This window comes from Actinoplanes sp. NPDC051405 (assembly GCF_055586185.1).
Genome location: NZ_JBVJIR010000004.1, coordinates 312,334 through 329,396, shown reverse-complemented (window position 1 = coordinate 329,396; position 17,063 = coordinate 312,334). Strand labels below are relative to the sequence as shown.

Sequence of the window (17,063 nt, the reverse complement as noted above, 5' to 3'; positions counted from 1 at the left end):
CGGTCCGGTCAAAAGACGCCGGTCCGGTATTCATGGCTGTCGTGGTATGCGGCCCCCACGACCAGCCCGGCCGCGGTTGCCGCTGCGGCGGCCTGGTGCAGCACCAGCCGCTCGGGACGCCCCAGCCGGCGGGCCGCCGCGGCGACGTCGTCGAACTCGGGCATGACCTGCGTGATGACGCCGTCCCGGTGGGCCACCTTGACCGCGATCGTGCCGCCGTTCAGCTCAATGTCCACGAAGGCCCGCGGCACCGCGTACCGGTGCAGCACGTGTTCGCGGACACCCAGTGTGCTGGTGTCGCGGAGCATCCGTTCGCGCAGCACACCGGCGCTATGCGGCCGGCACAGCACGCTCAAGGTGTGCGCGGGACGACCCTTCTTCATGACGATCGGTACGAGCCACGCGTCGGCGGCACCGTCGGCCAGCAGTCCGGCCAGCACGCCCGGCCACAGCCGCGGGTCGAGGTCGTCGACGTTGGTCTCCAGCATGATCATCGGCTCGGCGGGCTCCGCGGGCGTCAGGACACCCACGAGGACCCGGACCACGTTCGCCCGCCCCGGGGTGTCCCGGCCGCCGGCGCCGGACCCGACCTCCTCGACCGCCATCGCCGGCAGGTCCTCGCAGGAGGTCGCGAGCGCCCGGATCGCCGCCATCCCCGTCGGGGTGGCCAGCTCGCCGGTGCCACCGGCGCGGACCCGCCAGCCGCGGGCCAGCTGCGCCACGGCCGGTACGGGTACGGGCAGGTCGCCGTGGCCGGACCGGACCCGCCCGGAGCCCACCGCCACCTCACCCGCGGACACGGTGGCGACGTCGAGCTCCTCCAGGGCGGCACAGACCCCGACCACGTCCGCGATGGAGTCCAGCGCGCCGACCTCGTGGAAGTGCACGTCGTCGACCGGTATGCCGTGCACCCGTGCCTCCACGTCGGCGAGCCGGGCGAACACCGCGCCCGCCCGGTCGCGGACCCGGCCGGCCAGGTCGGCCTGGGCGAGCAGCTCGCGGATGCCGTGCCAGGTGCGGTGCGGTGGGTCGGCCACGAGTGGCTGCGCGTCGACCTTGAGCGCCCGCAGCCCGGCCCGGGTAACCGTCGTCGCCGTGAGCTCGATCGAGCCGGGGAGCACCGCGTCGACCGCCCGCTGGACGGCGGTCAGCTCGGCTCCCGCGTCGACGAGGGCGCCCAGCAGCATGTCGCCGGCCACGCCCGCCGACGCGTCGATCCACGCGTGCCGGCCGGGGCTCACGCGTCGTCCGCCGGGGCAGCGATCTGCGCGGCGAGGTGGCCGGCGCCGTACCCGTTGTCGATGTTGACCACCGCGACGCCGGGCGCGCAGGAGTTGAGCATGGTGAGCAGCGGCGCCAGTCCGCCGAAGGCGGCGCCGTAGCCCACGGACGTCGGCACGGCGACCACCGGCGCGGCGACCAGACCCGCGACCACGCTGGGCAGAGCGCCGTCCATCCCGGCGACCACGACGACGACCCGGGCCCGGCGCAGCAGGTCGAGCTGGCCCAGCACCCGGTGCAGCCCCGCCACGCCCACGTCGACCACCAGTTCGGTGCGGCGGCCCAGGTAGCGCGCGGTCTGCCTGGCCTCGCGCGCGACCCGCAGGTCGGAGGTGCCGGCCGCGACCACGACTATCAGCCCGCCGGTACTCTCCGGCGGCTCGGGCGGCCAGGCGAGCAGGCCCGCCTCGGTGTCGTGGACGGCGTCGGGCAGCTCGTGCAGGACCGCCTTGGCGTGGGCAGGCCCGGCCCGGGTGAACAGGGTGACCACGTCGGGGCGGGCGCGTACGGCGGCCGCGATGCCGGCGACCTGCTCCGGGGTCTTGCCCTCGCAGTAGATCGCCTCCGGATAGCCGCGGCGGGCGGTGCGTCCGAGATCCAGCTGCGCGAAGCCGGACAGCTCGTCAGACATCGCCGGCCCGGACCAGCGGCAGGGTGAAGGCGCCGGACTGCACGCCGGCCAGATCGACGGTGACGAAGCGGAAACCCGCCGCCACGACGGCGTCGCGGATGGCGGTGCGCAGCGGGTCGGTGACGGCGCGCGGCAGGTCCTCCGGGGGCAACTCGAGGCGGGCGATGTCGCCGTGGTGGCGTACCCGCAGGTCGGTGAAGCCCAGCCGGCGCAGCGCCGCCTCGGCCCGGTCGATCTGCACCAGCTTGCGGGGCACGACCTCGGTGAAGTGCGGGATCCGGGACGCGAGGCAGGGCGCGGCGGGTTTGTCCGCGCACGGCAGGCCCAGCTCCCGGGCGATCTCACGGACCGCCGCTTTGCCGAGCCCGGCGTCCGCCAGCGGCCGCAGCACCCGGTGCTCGGCCGCGGCACGCGCACCGGGCCGGTCCGGCCGGCGGGCGTCGTCGGCGTTCTCGCCGTACGCGACCGCGTCCAGCCGGTGCCCGGCCACGACCTCGTCGGTGATGACGGTGAACAGCTCGTCCTTGCAGTGGAAGCAGCGGTCCGGCCCGTTGGCCCGGTACGCCGCCCGGTCGCCCTCGTGGGTGACCACCTCGACGAGGGTCGCGCCGATGTGGGCGGCGACGCGATGGGCGGCGGCACGTTCGTCGGCGGCGAGGCTGGGGGAGACGCCCAGGATCGCCACGACCCGATCCCGGCCCAGCGCCCGTACCGCCAGGGCGAGCAGGACGGAGGAGTCCACGCCGCCGGAGAACGCGACGCCCAGCCGGCCGATGCCGGCGAGCCGGTCGGTGACGGCGGCCGCACCGATCATGGAGTGTCCTTCCCTCGACGGGATGTCGGTCCACCCACCATCCCAAGCGTCCGGCCCGAGCATTGGCAAGCGATTGCCAGAAGTTGTGCCGCGTCAGCCGCCCTCCGAGGAGTGGCCGGGGAAGAGGTGGGCGCCGGGATCGATGGCCACGGCCGCGTTGTTCACGGCGGTGGCCGCCTCGCCGAAGCCGGTGGCGATCAGCCGCACCTTGCCCGGATAGTCCACGATGTCCCCGGCGGCGAACACCCGCGGCAGGTTGGTCGCCATCGTGCTGCTCACCACGATGTGCCGGCGGTCCAGCTCGAGCCCCCACTCCGCGAGCGGGCCGAGGTCGGCGGTGAAGCCCAGCGCCGCCACCACGGTGTCCACCGGCAGGCGGGTGGTCCCGGCCCGGTCCACCGCGACGTCCGCATGCGTCACCGTCTCGACCCCGTGCAGGGCCGTGACCTGTGCGTTCACCAGGATGGTCACGGGCAGCGCCTGGACCCGGGCGACAGTGGCGGCGTGCGCCCGGAACCGGTCGCGGCGGTGCACCAGTGTCACCGAGCGCGCCACGTCGTGCAGCGCCAGCGCCCAGTCGAAGGCCGAGTCGCCACCGCCGACGATGAGCACGTCGTGCCCGGCCAGGCCGGCCGGCCGCGGCACGAAGTAGACGATCCCGGCGCCGGGAAAGCTCTGGGCGGCCGGCAGCGGGCGTGGAGTGAAGCTGCCCAGGCCACCGGTCACGATGACCGCGCCACAGCCCAGGTCGCTGCCGTCGGCCAGGTGCAACACCGGCAGCCCGTCGCGGTACGAGAGCTTCTCCGCGCGTACCCCGAGAAGGTAGTGCGGCGCGAACGGCGCCGCCTGGGCGACCAGGTTGGTGACCAGGTCGCGGCCCTTGATCGACGGCAGGCCGGCGACATCGAAGATGTCCTTCTCCGGATACAGCGCGGTGATCTGCCCGCCCGGTTCCGGCAGCGTGTCCACCACCGCCACGGTCAGGCCGCGGAAGCCCGCGTAGTACGCGGCGAACAGCCCGGTGGGGCCGGCCCCGATGACGGCGACATCGACTGCTCGCATCTCTTTGCTCACCCCTTGCGGCCTTGAGTGGCCACGCCCTCGACAAAGTACCGCTGGCACAGGAAGAAGGCGATGATCATCGGTACGGTGGTGAGCACCGCACCGGCCAGCACCACCTCCCACTGCGCCTCGCCGGCCTGGCCGAACTGGTCGAGGATCGACTTCATGCCCCGGGGCATCGTGAACAGTGCCGGGTCACGCAGGTAGATGAGCGGCTTGAGCAGGTCCGACCAGCTCGCCCGCAGCTCGAAGACGAACGAGACGATGAGCGCCGGCTTGCACAGCGGCACCGCGATCCGCCAGAACAGCCGCCAGTAGCCGGCGCCGTCCACCCGGGCCGCCTCGAACAGCTCGCGGGGCACGCCGAGGAAGAACTGCCGGATCAGGAAGATGTAGAACGCGCTGCCGAACAGGTTGCTCGCCCACAGCGGCACCTGCGTGGCGGCCAGGCCCAGCTCGTTCCAGATGAGGTAGGTCGGGATCATCGTGACCGCGCCGGGCAGCATCATCGTGCCGATCACCGAGGCGAACAGCGCATTGCGTCCGGGGAAGCGGAAGTACGCGAAGCCGAACGCCACGATCGCACTCGACACGGTCACCGCCGCGGCCGCCGCCAGCGCGACCACGACGCTGTTGACCATCCAGGTGAACACCGGCGCCGCCGACCAGATGGTGGCGTAGTTCTCCGGCGCCCAGTGCCGCGGGACCAGCACATTGTCGAAGACCTCCGGCCGCGGTTTCAGCGACGCGCTGATCAGCCACGCGAACGGATACAGGAACACCACGGCGGCGGCCGAGAGGGCCGTCCACAGCACCCATCGGTGCCGCTGCCGGCGCCCGGAGTGCCGGGGCGCGCCGGTGTCCACGGTAGCCAGGGCCTGCGGCTCCTGCAGCGCGGTCATGGCCTCACTCGCTCTCGTCGCGCAGTCATCGCCTCACTCGCTTTCGTAGTAGACGAAGCGGCGGCTGAGCCGGACCTGGACCAGGCTGATCAGCACGATGATCAGGAACAGCAGCCAGGCCAGCGCCGACGCGTAGCCCATGTGCAGGAACTGGAACGCCTGCTGGAACAGGTAGATGACGTAGAACAGGGCCGCGTCGTTGCCGTACGTCTGCTGGTTGGCGCTGCCGAAGAACGCGGTGTAGACCTCGTCGAAGGTCTGCAGCGAGCTGATCGTGTTGATGATCAGCGTGAAGAACAGCGCGCCGCTGATCATCGGCACGGTCACCGCCCGGAACCGGGCCCACGGTGACGCGCCGTCCATCTCGGCCGCCTCGTAGAGGTCGCGCGGCACGTTCTGCAGCGCGGCCAGGTAGATGATCACCGTGCTGCCCAGGCTCCAGGCGCTCATCAGCACGAGGCCGGGCTTGATCCACGGCCCGTCGGAGGTCCAGTCGGGCCCGTTGATCCCGACCCACCCGAGCGCCTCGTTGATCAGGCCGATCTGGCCGTTGAACAGCAGCAGGAAGAGCACGCCCACGGCCACCTTGGGGGTGATCGTCGGCAGGTAGAAGATCGTCCGGAAGAAGCCGGCCGACCGGCGCCCGGCCCGGGCCAGCAGCATGGCCAGTCCCAGCGCCACGGCCATGGTCAGCGGCACGTGCAGCACGGTGTAGAACATCGTGTTGGCCAGGCCGGCGCGCACCTTGGGATCGGCCAGCAGCATCCGGTAGTTCTCCCCGCCCACGAAGGCGGTGCTGGTCAGCACGTCGTAGTCGGTGAAGGACAGCACCAGGCTGGCGACCATCGGCCCGGCCAGGAACACCAGGAACCCGACGATCCACGGCGACAGGAAGCCGTACGCGGCCCAGGTCTCGCGACGGCGCGCCGTCATCTCAGGAGCCGCTGTTGGCTTTGTCCAGAGCCGCCTGCGCCTGTTGCTGAGCCTGGGCGAGTGCTGCGGCCGGCTGCTGCTCGCCGGCCAGCACCCGGTTCACCGCGTCCTGCCAGGCCGCCTTGAACTCCTCGCCGGCGGCCAGCGCCGGCTCGGAGAACCCGGCCTCCTGCGTCTGCCGGACCGTCTGCACGGCGGCGTCGAACCCGGCGTGACCGGTGGGCTTCACGACGTCCTGGAAGATCACCTCGTCGGCCTTGATGTTGCCGGTGAACAGGCCGGTGAACGGCGCGCCCTCGGCCTGCCGGGCCGCCGCCCGGGCCTTGGCGGCCGCGATCCAGGAGTCGGTCTCGGTCATTTTCTTGATCCACTTGCAGGCCTGGGTGGGATGCGCGCTCTTGGCCGGGATGGCCCAGGCGTTGCCGGTGATCCAGTCCACCGGCTGCCCGTCGACGCCGCGGAACGGGGCAACGGTCAGCTTCACGTCGGGGGAGTTCTCGCCCAGCACGCTGAGGTAGAAGTCCTCCATCGGGAAGGCCCCGAGCTGATCGGTGGCGAACTGGTTCTTGGCGCCGAAGAAGTCGAAGGAGTCGCGGAAGGACTTGAACTTCGCCCAGCCGCCCTGCGCGTTGATCAGGGAGACGGCGAAGGTGAGCGCCTCGACCACCTTCGGATCGGTCAGCTGCGCTGTCCGGCCGTCCTGGCTGACCAGCGAGCCGCCGTTGGCCCGGGCCCACATCGGCAGGAACTCGGGGATCTTGGGGTCGAAGCCGATCCGGGACAGCTTGCCCCCGCGCATCGCGGTGAGCTTCCTGGTGGCGGCGGTCAGAGCCGGCCAGTCGGCGGTGCTGAACGCCGCCGGGTCCAGTCCGGCCTCGGCGAAGGCGGTGTCATTGATCATCAGGACCCGGTTGTTGTAGAACTCCGGCAGGCCGTACAGCGTGCCGCCGAGGGTGGCCTCGGTGACCGCGGCCGGACGGAACTGTCCCAGGTCGATCTTCTCGCGCTCGACACAGTCGGTCAGCGGCAGGATCGCCTTCTTGACCGCGTACGTGCCGAGCAGCCGTCGTTCCAGGTAGACCAGGTCGGGCGGGCTGCCCGAAGCCACCGCGGACAGGAACTGCTGGGCGCTGAAGCTGCCCTCGGACGCCTTGGCGCTGCTGGGGGCGATCGCGGCGTTGGCCGCGTCGAACCGCGTCTTCGCGACCTCGTCGCCGGTGCCGAAACCCATCATGGTCAGGGTCACCGTGGCGTTGTCGGAGTCTTCGCCGGAGCTGCCGACCCCGCCACAGCCGGCCGCCATCGCCACCACGAGGGCGGCACTCACTGCCGCCCGGATCGATCGGATGAACATCGATGTTCTCCTGTCGGCGCACGTTCCCGTAGCCGGAATATAGGATCGCGTCGATCCCTCCGCAATTCGGGACGCCCGGAGCCGGCCGCGGGTCTCCCGGGCAGCACGATCAGTGCCACCGCACCGGCGATGACCAAACCGGCCAGGACAGTGCGACCACCCAGCGGCTCGTCCAGCAGCCACCAGCCGAGCAGCACCGCCACCACCGGGTTGACGAAGGCGTACGTGCCGGCGATCCGGGCCGGTGCGTGCCGCAGCAGCCACTCGTACGCGCTGTAGGCCAGCAGGCTGCCGAACACGATCAGGTAGCCCACCGCCAGCAGCGAGCCGGTCACGTCCGCGGACAGGTCGATCCGGCCGAACTCGCCGCCCAGGCCACCGAGCACGGCCAGGGCAGCGCCGGCACAGATCATCTCCACGGCGCTGGCCAGCAGCGGCTGCTCCGGGTGCGCGGCGTGGCGGCCGTACACCGAGCCGAGGCCCCAGGACATCGCCCCACCCAGAGCCACCGCGGCGGCGAGCGGGTCGGGTGAGGTGCCGGAGAACGGGTTCACCAGCACGCCGACGCCGGCGATCCCGGCGATCAGGCCCACGGCGACCGGCGCGCTGATCCGTTCCCGGTCGACGATGCGGGTGCCCAGCACCATCCACAGCGGGATCGTGGCGAGCAGCAGGGCCGCCGTACCGGAGGAGATCTCCTGCTCCGCCCACGTCGCCCCGCCGGTGCCCGCGGCCGGCAGCAGCAGGCCCTGGACCAGGCCGGCCCGCCACTGCGCCGGGGTGGGCCGGCGCCAGCTCCGATCCGGCCGCTGCCGCCGCCGCCAGGCACACCAGGCGTAGAGCAGCAGCCCGGCGACGAGGAAACGCACCGCGCTGAGGGTCAGCGGCGGCAGGTGCTCGACGGCCACCTTCAGGGCCAGATACGTCGAGCCCCAGACGACGTACACGATCGCGAGAGGTCCGAGAAGAGGCATACCTTCACCGTGCCCCGATCCGGGACGGCAGACTTGCCAGGCACCCCGCAGTTTCTGCCAAGATGGGACGATGCCGTCGGACGTCGCGGTGGTGGTCGCCGCCCCGGTGCCGGCCTTCGAGCTGGGCATCGTCAGTGAGTTGTTCGGGCTGCGCCGGCTGGACCCGGAGCTGCCGTCGTACCGGTATGCGGTCTGCGCCGAGCGGCGCACGCCGATGCCCACCTCCACCGGCTTCTCGGTCACCCCGACCCACACCCTGCGCCGGCTCGCGACCGCCGACCTGATCATCGTCACCGGCGCCGCCCCGCCGATTCCGCCACCGACGCCCGCGCTGCTCGCGGCGCTGCGCCGGGCCGCCGCCCGCGGCGCCCGGCTGGCCGCGGTCTGCACAGGAGCGTTCGTGCTTGGCGAGGCCGGGCTGCTCGACGGGCGCCGCGCCACCACCCACTGGGGGTACGCGGACGACCTCGCCGCCCGCCATCCGGGCACGACCGTCGACCCGGACAGCATCTACGTGGTCGACGGTCCCATCGCGACCAGCGCCGGGGCGTCCGCCGCGATCGACCTGTGCCTGCACCTGATCCGCGCCGACCACGGCGCCGACGTCGCCAACCGGGTGGCGCGCGAGCTGGTCGTGCCGGCCCACCGCAGCGGCGGGCAGTCGCAGTTCACCCGTACGCCGGTGAGCGCCCCGCAGCTGCCGGGCTCGCGTACCCTGGCCGATCTGCTGGACTGGGTCACCGCGCACCCGGACGCGGATCTGTCCGTGGGCGCGCTGGCCGCCCGGGCGGCGATGTCACCGCGAACCTTCGCCCGGCACTTCGCGGCCGCCACCGGCTCCAGCCCGGCTGCCTGGGTCCGCTCGCAACGGGTCCGCCTGGCCGAGCAGATGCTGGAACGTGACGGGGCCACGATCGCTGCTGTTGCACGGCGGTGTGGACTGGGCAGTCCGGACACCTTGCGGCGGCACTTCCGGGCTGTGCGAGGCGTCAGCCCGGAGCAATACCGCACGGCGTTCGGTACGCCCGCCCACTGACCTGGTCCGGTCCGCGAGTAAGTCTCCGGCTCGCCCGGTGATTGGGCGCGCCTTCCGTGAGCGGGCCGCCGGGCTCGGCTGCTGGGTGGGCGCGTTTCGTGAGGGGGCCCGCTGGGCTCGCCTGTTGGGTGGGTGCCTTTCGTAAGAGGGTCCGCTGGGCTGGCCTGTTGGGTGGGCGCCTTTCGTGAGGGGGTCCGCTGGGCTGGCCTGTTGGGTGGGCGCCTTTCGTGACGGGGTCCGCTGGGCTCGCCTGCTGGGTGGCCGTCTTCTGCGAGCACGTCGCCGGCCCGCCTACTGAACGGCGGCTCTCCGCGAGCAGGCCGCCGGGTCCGGTCCTTGTCCGGCCGGAACCATCGCCCTCGCCCGCCGGGCGGCGGCTACTGCGCGGCCCGTCGGTAAAACAGGCGCTTGGCCCACAGGTAGGACGCCAGCGCGATTGCCGCACACCACGCCAGCGCGATCGCTGCGCTGGTGCCGATGCCTGTGCCGAGCAGCAGTCCACGGAGTGTCTCGATGGCCGGGGTGAAGGGCTGGTACTCGGCGAACCAGCGCAATTCGGCGGGCATGGTGGCGGTGGGCACGAAGCCGCTGCCCAGGAACGGCAGCACGGTGAGGACCATGGGCAGGTTGCTCGCGGTCTCGACGCTGTCGCTGACCAGGCCGAGAGCAACCGAGAGCCAGATCAGCGCGAACGCGACGGCGGCGAGGACACCCGCGGCGGCGAGCCACTCGACGGCGGTGGCATCGGGGCGGAAGCCGATCAGCAGCGCGACACCGAGCACGACGGCGATGCTGAGCACGGTCTGCGCCATGCTGCCGAGCACATGTCCGGTCAGCACAGAGGCCCGCGAGATGGCCATCGTGCGGAAACGGGCCATGATGCCCTCGGTCGTGTCCATGGCCACGGAGATAGCGGTGCCCTGGGCGGCGCCGGCCGCCGCGAACAGCAGAATGCCGGGCACCAGGTAGTCGAGATAGGCGGCCCGGTCACCGCCGGCGCCGAGACCGGCGCCGAGCGTGGCTCCGAAGACGTAGACGAACAGCAGCAGGAAGATGACCGGGACACCGACGAGGATGCCGGTCAGTGACGGATAGCGCCGGATGTGGCGGAGCTGCCGGCGCAGCATGGTCGCTGAGTCGGTCATGGCGCGGGCCGGACTTGTCATCGGGGTCCCTCCTGATCGGTTTCCGGGGCGGCGGTGGACCGGGGCTGCCCGGTGAAGGCGAAGAAGACGTCGTCCAGGTCCGGAGTGTGGATCGACAGCCGGTCGATCTCGGTGCCCGCGTGCTCGAGCCGATCCAGAACGGACCGCAGTGATCGCACGTCGCCGTCGCTCGGCACTTGCAGGGTGAGCGCGGCGTCGTCCCGCTGTCCGGATCCGAGCGCGTCGGCAGCCGCGTGCAACGCGGCGGGGTCGGCGAACGTGAGCATGATGTGCCCGCCGTGAACCTTGCGCTTGAGCTCGTCGGGGGAGCCCTCGACGACGATGCGGCCGTTGTCGAGCAGGGCGATCCGGTCGGCCAGCTCGTCGGCTTCGTCAAGGTACTGGGTGGTCAGGAACACCGTGACTCCCTGGGCGGCGAGTCCGCGGATGAGCTGCCACATCGCCTGCCGGCTGCGCGGGTCGAGGCCCGTTGTGGGCTCGTCCAGGAAGATCAGCCGCGGACTGCCGACCAGCGTCATCGCCAGATCGAGCCGGCGACGCATCCCTCCGGAGTAGACCGAGGCCGGGGTGCGGACCAGATCGGCCAGGCCGAAGCGCGTGATCAGCTCGTTGACACGGCGCCGGCCCTCAGCGCGACCGAGATGGTGCAGGTCGGCCATCAGCCGGAGGTTCTCCTCCCCGGTGAGCAGCTTGTCGACGGCGGAGAACTGGCCCGTGACGCCAATCGCGGCCCGGACAGCGTCCGGCTCGCCGGTCACGTCATGGCCGGTGACGCGGATCGATCCCGCATCGGCGGGCACCAGCGTGGACAGGATCCGTACGACGGTGGTCTTGCCCGCTCCGTTCGGTCCGAGCAGGGCGAACACCGTTCCCTCGGCGACCGTGAGATCGATGCCGTCCAGGACGACTGTGCCGCCGAACGTCTTGCGCAGGCCGGACACCGAGATGGCCGGCCGGGTCATGGTCGTCGCTGCCATTGCTTCTCCTTCAGGTCGCAGGTGGCCGCGCCGGGGACAGGCGCCATCGCCGGTCGAGCCGCCGGAGCGGGACCGGGCGAAGGCTGCTTGTCACAGCCGGTGGGTGGTGCTCAGATGTCGAGGTCCTCGATGGTGGGCTGGTCGACCAGGTCGGCGACCACGTCGTAGAGCTCGTCCGGCACCATGCCGCGCAGCTCCTCCAGCGAGCCGGCGACCCGCAGGCTCGACTCGGCCGGCGTACGGGTGAAGGTCTGGTCGGCGCTCCAGTCACCGACCCAGGCCCGCCAGCCGGTGTTCCACTTCTCGGCGTTCGGGCCGACGTTGGTGTAGGCCTCGGAGCGTTCCAGGTGGACGACGAACTTCTCGCTGCGGGACCGGTAGACGCGGAAGGTCTCCGTGCGCTCGTTGGTGGATCGTTCCCACTGGGCCAGGAGCACGCCGGAGAAGCGCTGTTTGCGGCCGAGGCCGGGGCCGACGCGGACGACGATCTCGTCGTAGCCCTGCTTGCGGCCCTCCTCGACCTCGACGAAGCGGCGCAGCGCCGCCGTGATGGTCGCCGAGAGCGTGCCGCCGGCCAACTCCTGGGCACGCTGATAAAGCGGCAGGTCGTCGTCGGCCACATAGATCGTCTTGTTGGGCATGCGCTGACTATACGCATACATGTACGTACACACAATGGCGCTGTGATACGTTCAGCGCCGCTGATGTGACCCGAGGAGGTGAGACCGATCAACGCTGTGACAGGTCGGGACTCCCTCCTTCGAAAGGTCTAGCTCGCTAGTTCTGGGGGAGTGCCCGCGAAAGGCATCCCGAAAGGCTTCACACCTCATGCGCTTCACCTCGCGGACGTCGTCGGACGGCGTCACCGAACAGCTCTTCACGCTCACCTCACCATTGGGTGCGGTCGTCCCGGGCGTCTTGTGGACGCCGGAGCACGCCGCCGGCGTCCGTCCGCTGATCCTGATGGGTCATGGCGGCGGTCAGCACAAACAGGCTCCCGGCATCGTGGGACGGGCCCGCCGTTTCGTCGCCGAGGGTGGCTTCGCGGTGGCGGCCCTCGACGCGCCCGGTCACGGTGACCGGCCGCGGAGTGCGGAACAGGACCGGATCATCGGCGAGCTGCGCAGTCGCGCGCAGGCCGGGGGAGAACCAACCCCGGTGGTTGCCTCGCTGCACAATCTGCTTGCCGGGCAGGCCGTACCGGAATGGCGAGCGGCCATCGACGCCCTGCAGAAGCTCGACCATGTCGGCGCGGGACCGGTCGGGTACTGGGGGATGTCGATGGGCTGCGGGCTGGGCGTTCCGTTCGTCGCCGCCGAGCCGCGCGTCCGGGCCGCGGTGCTGGGTCTGAACGGGGCGGAGACGTCGGCGGAGGCGGCCGCGCGGATCACCGTGCCGGTGGAGTTCCTGGTGCAGTGGGACGATCGGCTGGTGCCGCGGGCGGCGAGCCTGGCGCTGTTCGAGCTCTTCGCTTCCGCGGAGAAGACGCTGCATGCCAACCCCGGCGGGCACGGGGATGTGCCGATGTTCGAGCTGGACAGTGCGCTGCGGTTCTTCGCCCGGCACCTGTACTGACGATTGGGTCGCCCGGGTCGGACGTCCCGGGTGGTCCCATGGTCTCGGCCAGGTCCACCCGTCGACCCGGGCGAGCGCCATCGCCTGGAAGTTCGGACGTCATGGGTGGTCCAGGGCCTCGGTCAGGTCCACCCCGTCGACCCGGGCGAGCGCCATCGCCTGGAAGTGCGGGCAGGCCTGGTAGTCCTGGTGCCGGCACCGCAAGCCGTGCTCCAGCAACGTCTGCGACAGCGTGAGTCGGGCGATCCGCTCCCGCACCTGAGTGAGCTGGCTGCGCAACACCTCACGCCGTTGCCTGCGGTCCGGTGCGGTGAACAGCTCCCGGAGCTGCTCCAGGCTGAAGCCCGCGTCCTTGCCCAGGAGAATCTCCGCGACCCGGGTCACGTGCGCGGTGCCGTACACCCGGCGGCCCGCGACCCGCCGCGCCGGCGTCAGCAGGCCCATGTCCTCCCAATGGCGCAGCACGTGCGTGGCCAGGCCGAAGCGGTGTGCCAGCTCGCCGATCGAATACTCCATCGACCCTTCCCTCCCGCTTTCTTGACTTCAGGTCAGGTTGACTTCAGGTCGACCTGAAGTCGCACACTCGGCCGCATGCCCGAGACGCACAGCGCCCACACGGACGCCGACACTCTGATCCGAGCACTCGACGCCGCCGAGAACACGCCCGGCGCCGTCACGTTACGCGCGCGCAGCTATGAGCTGCTGCGGTTGTCCACAGGCGCGACGGTGGTCGACGTCGGCTGCGGCACCGGCCGCGCGGTGGCCGAACTCGCGGGGCGCGGCGCCCGGGCCGTCGGCGTGGACCTCGATCCCGCCATGCTGGCGGCGGCCCGCGACCGCTTCCCGGAGCTCGACCTGCGCGCCGCCGATGCGGCCGATCTGCCCTTGGGCGAGGGTGCGGCGCAGGGTTACCGGGCGGACAAGGTTTACCACGTGCTGCCCGATCCGGTCGCCGCCCTTGTCGAGGCTCGCCGGGTCCTTGCCCCCGGTGGTCGCATAGTGCTGCTGGGTCAGGACTGGGACACGATGGTGATCGACTCCGATCAGGGGGCTCTGACTCGCCGGATCGTGTACGCGCGTGCGGACACGATCCGCCATCCTCGGGTTGCTCGCGCTTACCGCAATCTGTTGCTGAACGCGGGTTTCCGGGAGGTGGAGCTTGAGGTGCACACCATGGTGTTCACCGACGCCTCAACTTTGCCGCTGCTCGCCGGGCATGCGGCTGCGGCTCGCAACACCGGTGCCATCAGCGATGAGGAGGCTGAGGGGTGGGTCGGTGAACAGAATCGGCGTGCCGCTGCGGGTCGGTTGCTGCTAGCTGTCCCGATGTTCCTGGCCGCCGGGACCCGCTGAGAGTCGGCGGGTGGCTGGGTTGCTGTTCGTGCCGCTCCGGATTCAGGGATGGGTGGGCTTCTTGATGGCGGGGTGCGCCTGAGGTGGCCGGCGCTGGCATTGCCGGTGGGAGCAACGCTCGGCTCTCATCCGCGGCCGGCACCCAGGCGGATGGTGTTGTTTCTGTTCGTGCCACTGAGATTCGAGGATGCGTGGGATTTGCCGATGCCGGGGTGCGCCTGAGGGTGGCCGGCTCTGGGACCGCCATTGATAGCCGGCGGGTGGCAAGCTTTCCAGTCGTGCCGCTGAGAGCCGGGGCGTAACGGACTTGGATGGTCCCGGTGCTGATGGTCGGGATGGCCGGCTCTTGGTCTCGGCGCTGAGTATTGGGTGGCGGGCTGGCTGGTCCAGGCAGAAGGCCGGCGGGTGATCGGTTTCCTGCCGCTGGAGGTCAGGCACAGGTGGGCATCCTGATGCTGGGGTGAGCCTGAAGTCGCTAACGTCCTGGCCTGCCGCTGTGAGCCGGCGCCCGGCCAGTCTGCTGTCCGCGCGTCGCGCTGACCCCGGCCGGGTCCTGGTCCAGCTGCGACTCGTTGAGTGTTGGAAGCGGTCGGCAATCTGCTGAAAGTCGGTTCAGGCGCTGAGAGTCAGGTCCGGCGGGCTGGATGGTAGTGCGGCACGGCGGGCTGGGGCGTCACCACGTATCGGCTCAGAGCCAGCAGCGGCAAGGTCAGCACAGCCAGGACAACACCGAGCGCCGCGACCGCGAGCATCGCGCCGCGCAGACCCGCCGCTGACGCCCACAGGCCGACGTAGACCGGACCCAGCAGGAAGCCGAGGTACGACACCACCGTCACGATCGAGGTCGCTCGCCCGCGCGAGGACTCGACGACGTTGCGCGAGACGATGCTCAGCAGCGTCGGGAACAGGGCCGCAGTCCCGGCGGCGGCGAGAACGAGCCCGGCCAGAGCGACCGGCACGGACGTGGCCCGCGCAACCACCGTCGCGCCGGCCGCGGCCACGAGGGATCCGAGGACGAGGACCACGCGGGCGTGGGCCGGGCTCAGCGCACTGACTGCGAAGCGGGTGACCGCCACGACGGCGGCGAACACCGCAGGTGCGAGCGCGCTCAGCCCCGGCCCGGTGGTGAGGACGTCCTCCAGGAAGACCGCACCCCAGCTCTGATGGGCGTTCTCGCCGGCGAACGCGAGCGCGCCGAGCGTACCCACGAGAAGCAGCGGCACAAGCGGCATCCGGACGCCCCGTGTCGGCTCGGGCAGGACCGGCCCGGAGTCGCCGGCGGGCAGGGCTCGGTTGATGGCGGCACCAGTCACAACGGACAGCAGCAGGACGGCCGCGAACGGCACCCAGGTCGGCGCGTCGAGGACGTACGCCGCACCGGTGCCGAGGCTGGATACGACGACCACGGTGGAGAACGCGGCCCCGGCCCGGGTGATGACCGGCCGGCCGGACCGCTGCTCGGCGCGGCCGCCGATCGAGTTCATCGCGACGTCGGCTGCGCCGCTGGCCATGCCCACGCCGAGAGGCCGGCACACAGGCTGACGAGCCCGCTCGCCGTGACGGCCGCGACCACCCCGGCCCCGCCGAGGACGACCACCAGCAGGGCGGCGCAGCGCAGACCCCAGCGGTCCAGCGCCCGACCGGTCAGCAGCATGGCGGGCAGGGCGCCGGCACTGATGAACAGCAGGGCGATGCCGAGCTGGGCGTCATCGAGTCCGGCCTGGTCACGAACTCGCGGCACGGCCGAGCCCCAGGTGCCCCAGAACGCGCCGAAGATCCCCGAGGCGAGATAGGCGGCTGTGGTGAGGCGGTGGTACGACGTGGCGAGCTGCATTGTGTAACGCTACACAGCTACGATGGCCGGGTGCAACCGCGCCCGCCCGCCTCCCGCCGGGTCACGATGACCGATGTGGCCCGGGCGGCCGGCGTGTCGCCTATGACCGTCTCCTACACCTACAACCGTCCGCAGCGGGTCTCCGTCGAGACCCGGGCCAAGGTCCTCGAGACAGCGACGGCGCTCGGCTACGCCGGGCCGGATCCCAGCGCCCGGTCCTTGCGGTACGGCGCCACCCGGACCGTCGGCGTCGTGCTCGGCGAGCACCTCACCTACGCCTTCGACGACCCGCAGGCGGTCCTGTTCCTCGCCGGCATCGCCGAGGTCTGCGCCGAGCGCGGATACGGCCTGCTCATCGTCCCCACCGGTACGGGTGACGACGACCGTGACCGGGTGGCAGCCGCGGCGGTCGATGCCTACGTCGTCTGGACGACCACAGCCGACGACCCGGTGCTCGCCGCCGCCACGGGCACCCGCCGTCCGGTCGTCATCCACAGTGGACCTGTTCTGGACGGCACGGTGACGCTGGGCATCGACAACCGCGCTGCGGCCCGCGCGGTTGGGGCTGAGGTCTTCGCGACTGCCCGGCGCCCAGCCGTGCTCAGCTTCCCCGTCGACCGGCAGCGGGACACCTTCATCCGCGCGGGCCTCGACCCCGGTGGCATCGCGTATCCCGTCACCCGGGACCGGCTGGCCGGCTACCGGGACGCCGCCCAGGAGCTCGGCCTCGACTGGTCCCAGGTGCCGGTCGCGGTGTGCCGCACCAACGACGAGGCCGAAGCCCGCGCGGTCATGCGCAAGCTCCTCGCATCGGCACCGGGCATCGACGCCGTCGCCGCGATGAACGACCCGATGGCGCTGGCCGCTCTGCGCGACGCGGGCGATCGGGTACGGATCAGCGGCTGGGACGACTCGGCGCTCGCCCGGGAGCACGGGCTCACCACCGTGGCCCAGTCGTTGCGCGAGCAGGGGGCTGCCTGCGCCGCGGCGGCGCTCGGCGATCCGGCACCGGACTTCCGCAATGCCTGGCACATGGTCCGACGCGCGTCCACCGGCGGCTGACCGCGGGGTGCCGGCCGATCGCGGGGCGGTGGCCGATCGCAAGGTGCCGGCCGATCGCGAGGCGGTGGCCGATCGCGGGCGGCGGCAGCCCGCGGGGCGGTGGCCGATC

General features: G+C 71.6%; 18 protein-coding genes. 4 read left to right on the top strand and 14 right to left on the bottom strand.

Going from position 1 to position 17,063, the window contains the following annotated elements; translation table 11 throughout:
- Positions 1–8: 8 nt before the first annotated feature.
- The 8 genes from larC to ACZ6S4_RS12030 all read right to left on the bottom strand — a co-directional run bounded on the left by larC (position 9) and on the right by ACZ6S4_RS12030 (position 7,951).
- Entirely contained in the window at positions 9–1,241 is a 1,233-nt protein-coding gene (gene larC, locus ACZ6S4_RS12065; protein ID WP_465474949.1) for a nickel pincer cofactor biosynthesis protein LarC, read from the bottom strand.
- Positions 1,238–1,912: a nickel pincer cofactor biosynthesis protein LarB gene (gene larB / locus ACZ6S4_RS12060; RefSeq protein WP_465474948.1), complete on the bottom strand. Its 675-nt coding sequence runs from the start codon at positions 1,910–1,912 to the stop codon at positions 1,238–1,240. The genes larC and larB overlap by 4 nt, the downstream gene beginning before the upstream one ends.
- Complete coding sequence (gene larE, locus ACZ6S4_RS12055; RefSeq protein WP_465474947.1) at positions 1,905–2,726, bottom strand: ATP-dependent sacrificial sulfur transferase LarE; 822 nt, start codon at positions 2,724–2,726, stop codon at positions 1,905–1,907. Before larE ends, larB begins: the two co-directional genes overlap by 8 nt.
- A 93-nt stretch (positions 2,727–2,819) precedes the next feature.
- Positions 2,820–3,788, bottom strand: a complete 969-nt coding sequence (locus ACZ6S4_RS12050; protein WP_465474946.1) for an NAD(P)/FAD-dependent oxidoreductase — start codon at positions 3,786–3,788, stop codon at positions 2,820–2,822.
- A gap of 8 nt (positions 3,789–3,796) precedes the next feature.
- Positions 3,797–4,690, bottom strand: a complete 894-nt coding sequence (locus tag ACZ6S4_RS12045; protein WP_465474945.1) for a carbohydrate ABC transporter permease — start codon at positions 4,688–4,690, stop codon at positions 3,797–3,799.
- Between the two features lie 33 nt (positions 4,691–4,723).
- Entirely contained in the window at positions 4,724–5,623 is a 900-nt protein-coding gene (locus ACZ6S4_RS12040; protein ID WP_465474944.1) for a carbohydrate ABC transporter permease, read from the bottom strand.
- Between the two features lies 1 nt (position 5,624).
- Positions 5,625–6,977, bottom strand: a complete 1,353-nt coding sequence (locus ACZ6S4_RS12035) for an ABC transporter substrate-binding protein (RefSeq protein ID WP_465474943.1) — start codon at positions 6,975–6,977, stop codon at positions 5,625–5,627.
- Positions 6,947–7,951, bottom strand: a complete 1,005-nt coding sequence (locus tag ACZ6S4_RS12030) for an EamA family transporter (RefSeq protein ID WP_465474942.1) — start codon at positions 7,949–7,951, stop codon at positions 6,947–6,949. Before ACZ6S4_RS12030 ends, ACZ6S4_RS12035 begins: the two co-directional genes overlap by 31 nt.
- A gap of 70 nt (positions 7,952–8,021) precedes the next feature.
- On the opposite strand from ACZ6S4_RS12030, the gene ACZ6S4_RS12025 reads away from it, so the two are divergent.
- Positions 8,022–8,987 carry a GlxA family transcriptional regulator gene (locus ACZ6S4_RS12025; protein WP_465474941.1) on the top strand — a complete coding sequence of 322 codons (966 nt, stop codon included), beginning with the start codon at positions 8,022–8,024 and terminating at the stop codon, positions 8,985–8,987.
- Positions 8,988–9,364: 377 nt separating this feature from the next.
- On the opposite strand, the gene ACZ6S4_RS12020 is transcribed toward ACZ6S4_RS12025, so the two are convergent.
- From ACZ6S4_RS12020 to ACZ6S4_RS12010, 3 genes are all read right to left on the bottom strand, one after another.
- Positions 9,365–10,153, bottom strand: coding sequence for an ABC transporter permease (locus tag ACZ6S4_RS12020; protein WP_465474940.1), 789 nt, complete (start codon positions 10,151–10,153; stop codon positions 9,365–9,367).
- Complete coding sequence (locus ACZ6S4_RS12015) at positions 10,150–11,130, bottom strand: ABC transporter ATP-binding protein (protein ID WP_465474939.1); 981 nt, start codon at positions 11,128–11,130, stop codon at positions 10,150–10,152. Before ACZ6S4_RS12015 ends, ACZ6S4_RS12020 begins: the two co-directional genes overlap by 4 nt.
- 110 nt (positions 11,131–11,240) lie before the next feature.
- Entirely contained in the window at positions 11,241–11,771 is a 531-nt protein-coding gene (locus ACZ6S4_RS12010; RefSeq protein WP_465474938.1) for an EXLDI protein, read from the bottom strand.
- A gap of 187 nt (positions 11,772–11,958) precedes the next feature.
- Between ACZ6S4_RS12010 and ACZ6S4_RS12005 the strand changes: the two genes are divergently transcribed.
- A complete protein-coding gene (locus ACZ6S4_RS12005; RefSeq protein WP_465474937.1) occupies positions 11,959–12,705 on the top strand; it encodes an alpha/beta hydrolase in 747 nt (248 codons plus the stop codon).
- A 99-nt stretch (positions 12,706–12,804) separates the two neighbouring features.
- Here the strand turns inward: ACZ6S4_RS12005 and ACZ6S4_RS12000 are convergent, their stop codons facing one another.
- Positions 12,805–13,221, bottom strand: coding sequence for a MerR family transcriptional regulator (locus tag ACZ6S4_RS12000; RefSeq protein ID WP_465474936.1), 417 nt, complete (start codon positions 13,219–13,221; stop codon positions 12,805–12,807).
- Between the two features lie 75 nt (positions 13,222–13,296).
- Here ACZ6S4_RS12000 and ACZ6S4_RS11995 point away from each other — a divergent pair, with 75 nt between their 5' ends.
- Positions 13,297–14,058 (top strand): methyltransferase domain-containing protein, encoded by a 762-nt coding sequence (locus ACZ6S4_RS11995; protein WP_465474935.1) that lies wholly within the window; start codon positions 13,297–13,299, stop codon positions 14,056–14,058.
- Positions 14,059–14,684: 626 nt separating this feature from the next.
- Here ACZ6S4_RS11995 and ACZ6S4_RS11990 read toward each other — a convergent pair.
- Positions 14,685–15,569 carry an MFS transporter gene (locus ACZ6S4_RS11990; RefSeq protein WP_465474934.1) on the bottom strand — a complete coding sequence of 295 codons (885 nt, stop codon included), beginning with the start codon at positions 15,567–15,569 and terminating at the stop codon, positions 14,685–14,687.
- The gene (locus tag ACZ6S4_RS11985; RefSeq protein ID WP_465474933.1) at positions 15,539–15,892 is read right to left on the bottom strand and encodes a hypothetical protein; all 354 of its coding nucleotides are present in this window, start codon (positions 15,890–15,892) and stop codon (positions 15,539–15,541) included. Before ACZ6S4_RS11985 ends, ACZ6S4_RS11990 begins: the two co-directional genes overlap by 31 nt.
- 30 nt (positions 15,893–15,922) lie before the next feature.
- Here ACZ6S4_RS11985 and ACZ6S4_RS11980 point away from each other — a divergent pair, with 30 nt between their 5' ends.
- Entirely contained in the window at positions 15,923–16,954 is a 1,032-nt protein-coding gene (locus tag ACZ6S4_RS11980; RefSeq protein WP_465474932.1) for a LacI family DNA-binding transcriptional regulator, read from the top strand.
- The last annotated feature ends 109 nt before the right edge of the window (positions 16,955–17,063 follow it).

Bases quoted from the DNA above. Each gene is read 5' to 3' on its own strand.
- larB (WP_465474948.1), bottom strand. From the start codon at position 1,912: ATGTCTGACGAGCTGTCCGGCTTCGCGCAGCTGGATCTCGGACGCACC.
- larE (WP_465474947.1), bottom strand. From the start codon at position 2,726: ATGATCGGTGCGGCCGCCGTCACCGACCGGCTCGCCGGCATCGGCCGG.
- ACZ6S4_RS12050 (WP_465474946.1), bottom strand. From the start codon at position 3,788: ATGCGAGCAGTCGATGTCGCCGTCATCGGGGCCGGCCCCACCGGGCTG.
- ACZ6S4_RS12045 (WP_465474945.1), bottom strand. From the start codon at position 4,690: ATGACCGCGCTGCAGGAGCCGCAGGCCCTGGCTACCGTGGACACCGGC.
- ACZ6S4_RS12040 (WP_465474944.1), bottom strand. From the start codon at position 5,623: ATGACGGCGCGCCGTCGCGAGACCTGGGCCGCGTACGGCTTCCTGTCG.
- ACZ6S4_RS12035 (WP_465474943.1), bottom strand. From the start codon at position 6,977: ATGTTCATCCGATCGATCCGGGCGGCAGTGAGTGCCGCCCTCGTGGTG.
- ACZ6S4_RS12030 (WP_465474942.1), bottom strand. From the start codon at position 7,951: ATGCCTCTTCTCGGACCTCTCGCGATCGTGTACGTCGTCTGGGGCTCG.
- ACZ6S4_RS12025 (WP_465474941.1), top strand. From the start codon at position 8,022: ATGCCGTCGGACGTCGCGGTGGTGGTCGCCGCCCCGGTGCCGGCCTTC.
- ACZ6S4_RS12020 (WP_465474940.1), bottom strand. From the start codon at position 10,153: ATGACAAGTCCGGCCCGCGCCATGACCGACTCAGCGACCATGCTGCGC.
- ACZ6S4_RS12015 (WP_465474939.1), bottom strand. From the start codon at position 11,130: ATGGCAGCGACGACCATGACCCGGCCGGCCATCTCGGTGTCCGGCCTG.
- ACZ6S4_RS12010 (WP_465474938.1), bottom strand. From the start codon at position 11,771: ATGCCCAACAAGACGATCTATGTGGCCGACGACGACCTGCCGCTTTAT.
- ACZ6S4_RS12005 (WP_465474937.1), top strand. From the start codon at position 11,959: ATGCGCTTCACCTCGCGGACGTCGTCGGACGGCGTCACCGAACAGCTC.
- ACZ6S4_RS12000 (WP_465474936.1), bottom strand. From the start codon at position 13,221: ATGGAGTATTCGATCGGCGAGCTGGCACACCGCTTCGGCCTGGCCACG.
- ACZ6S4_RS11995 (WP_465474935.1), top strand. From the start codon at position 13,297: ATGCCCGAGACGCACAGCGCCCACACGGACGCCGACACTCTGATCCGA.
- ACZ6S4_RS11990 (WP_465474934.1), bottom strand. From the start codon at position 15,569: ATGGCCAGCGGCGCAGCCGACGTCGCGATGAACTCGATCGGCGGCCGC.
- ACZ6S4_RS11985 (WP_465474933.1), bottom strand. From the start codon at position 15,892: ATGCAGCTCGCCACGTCGTACCACCGCCTCACCACAGCCGCCTATCTC.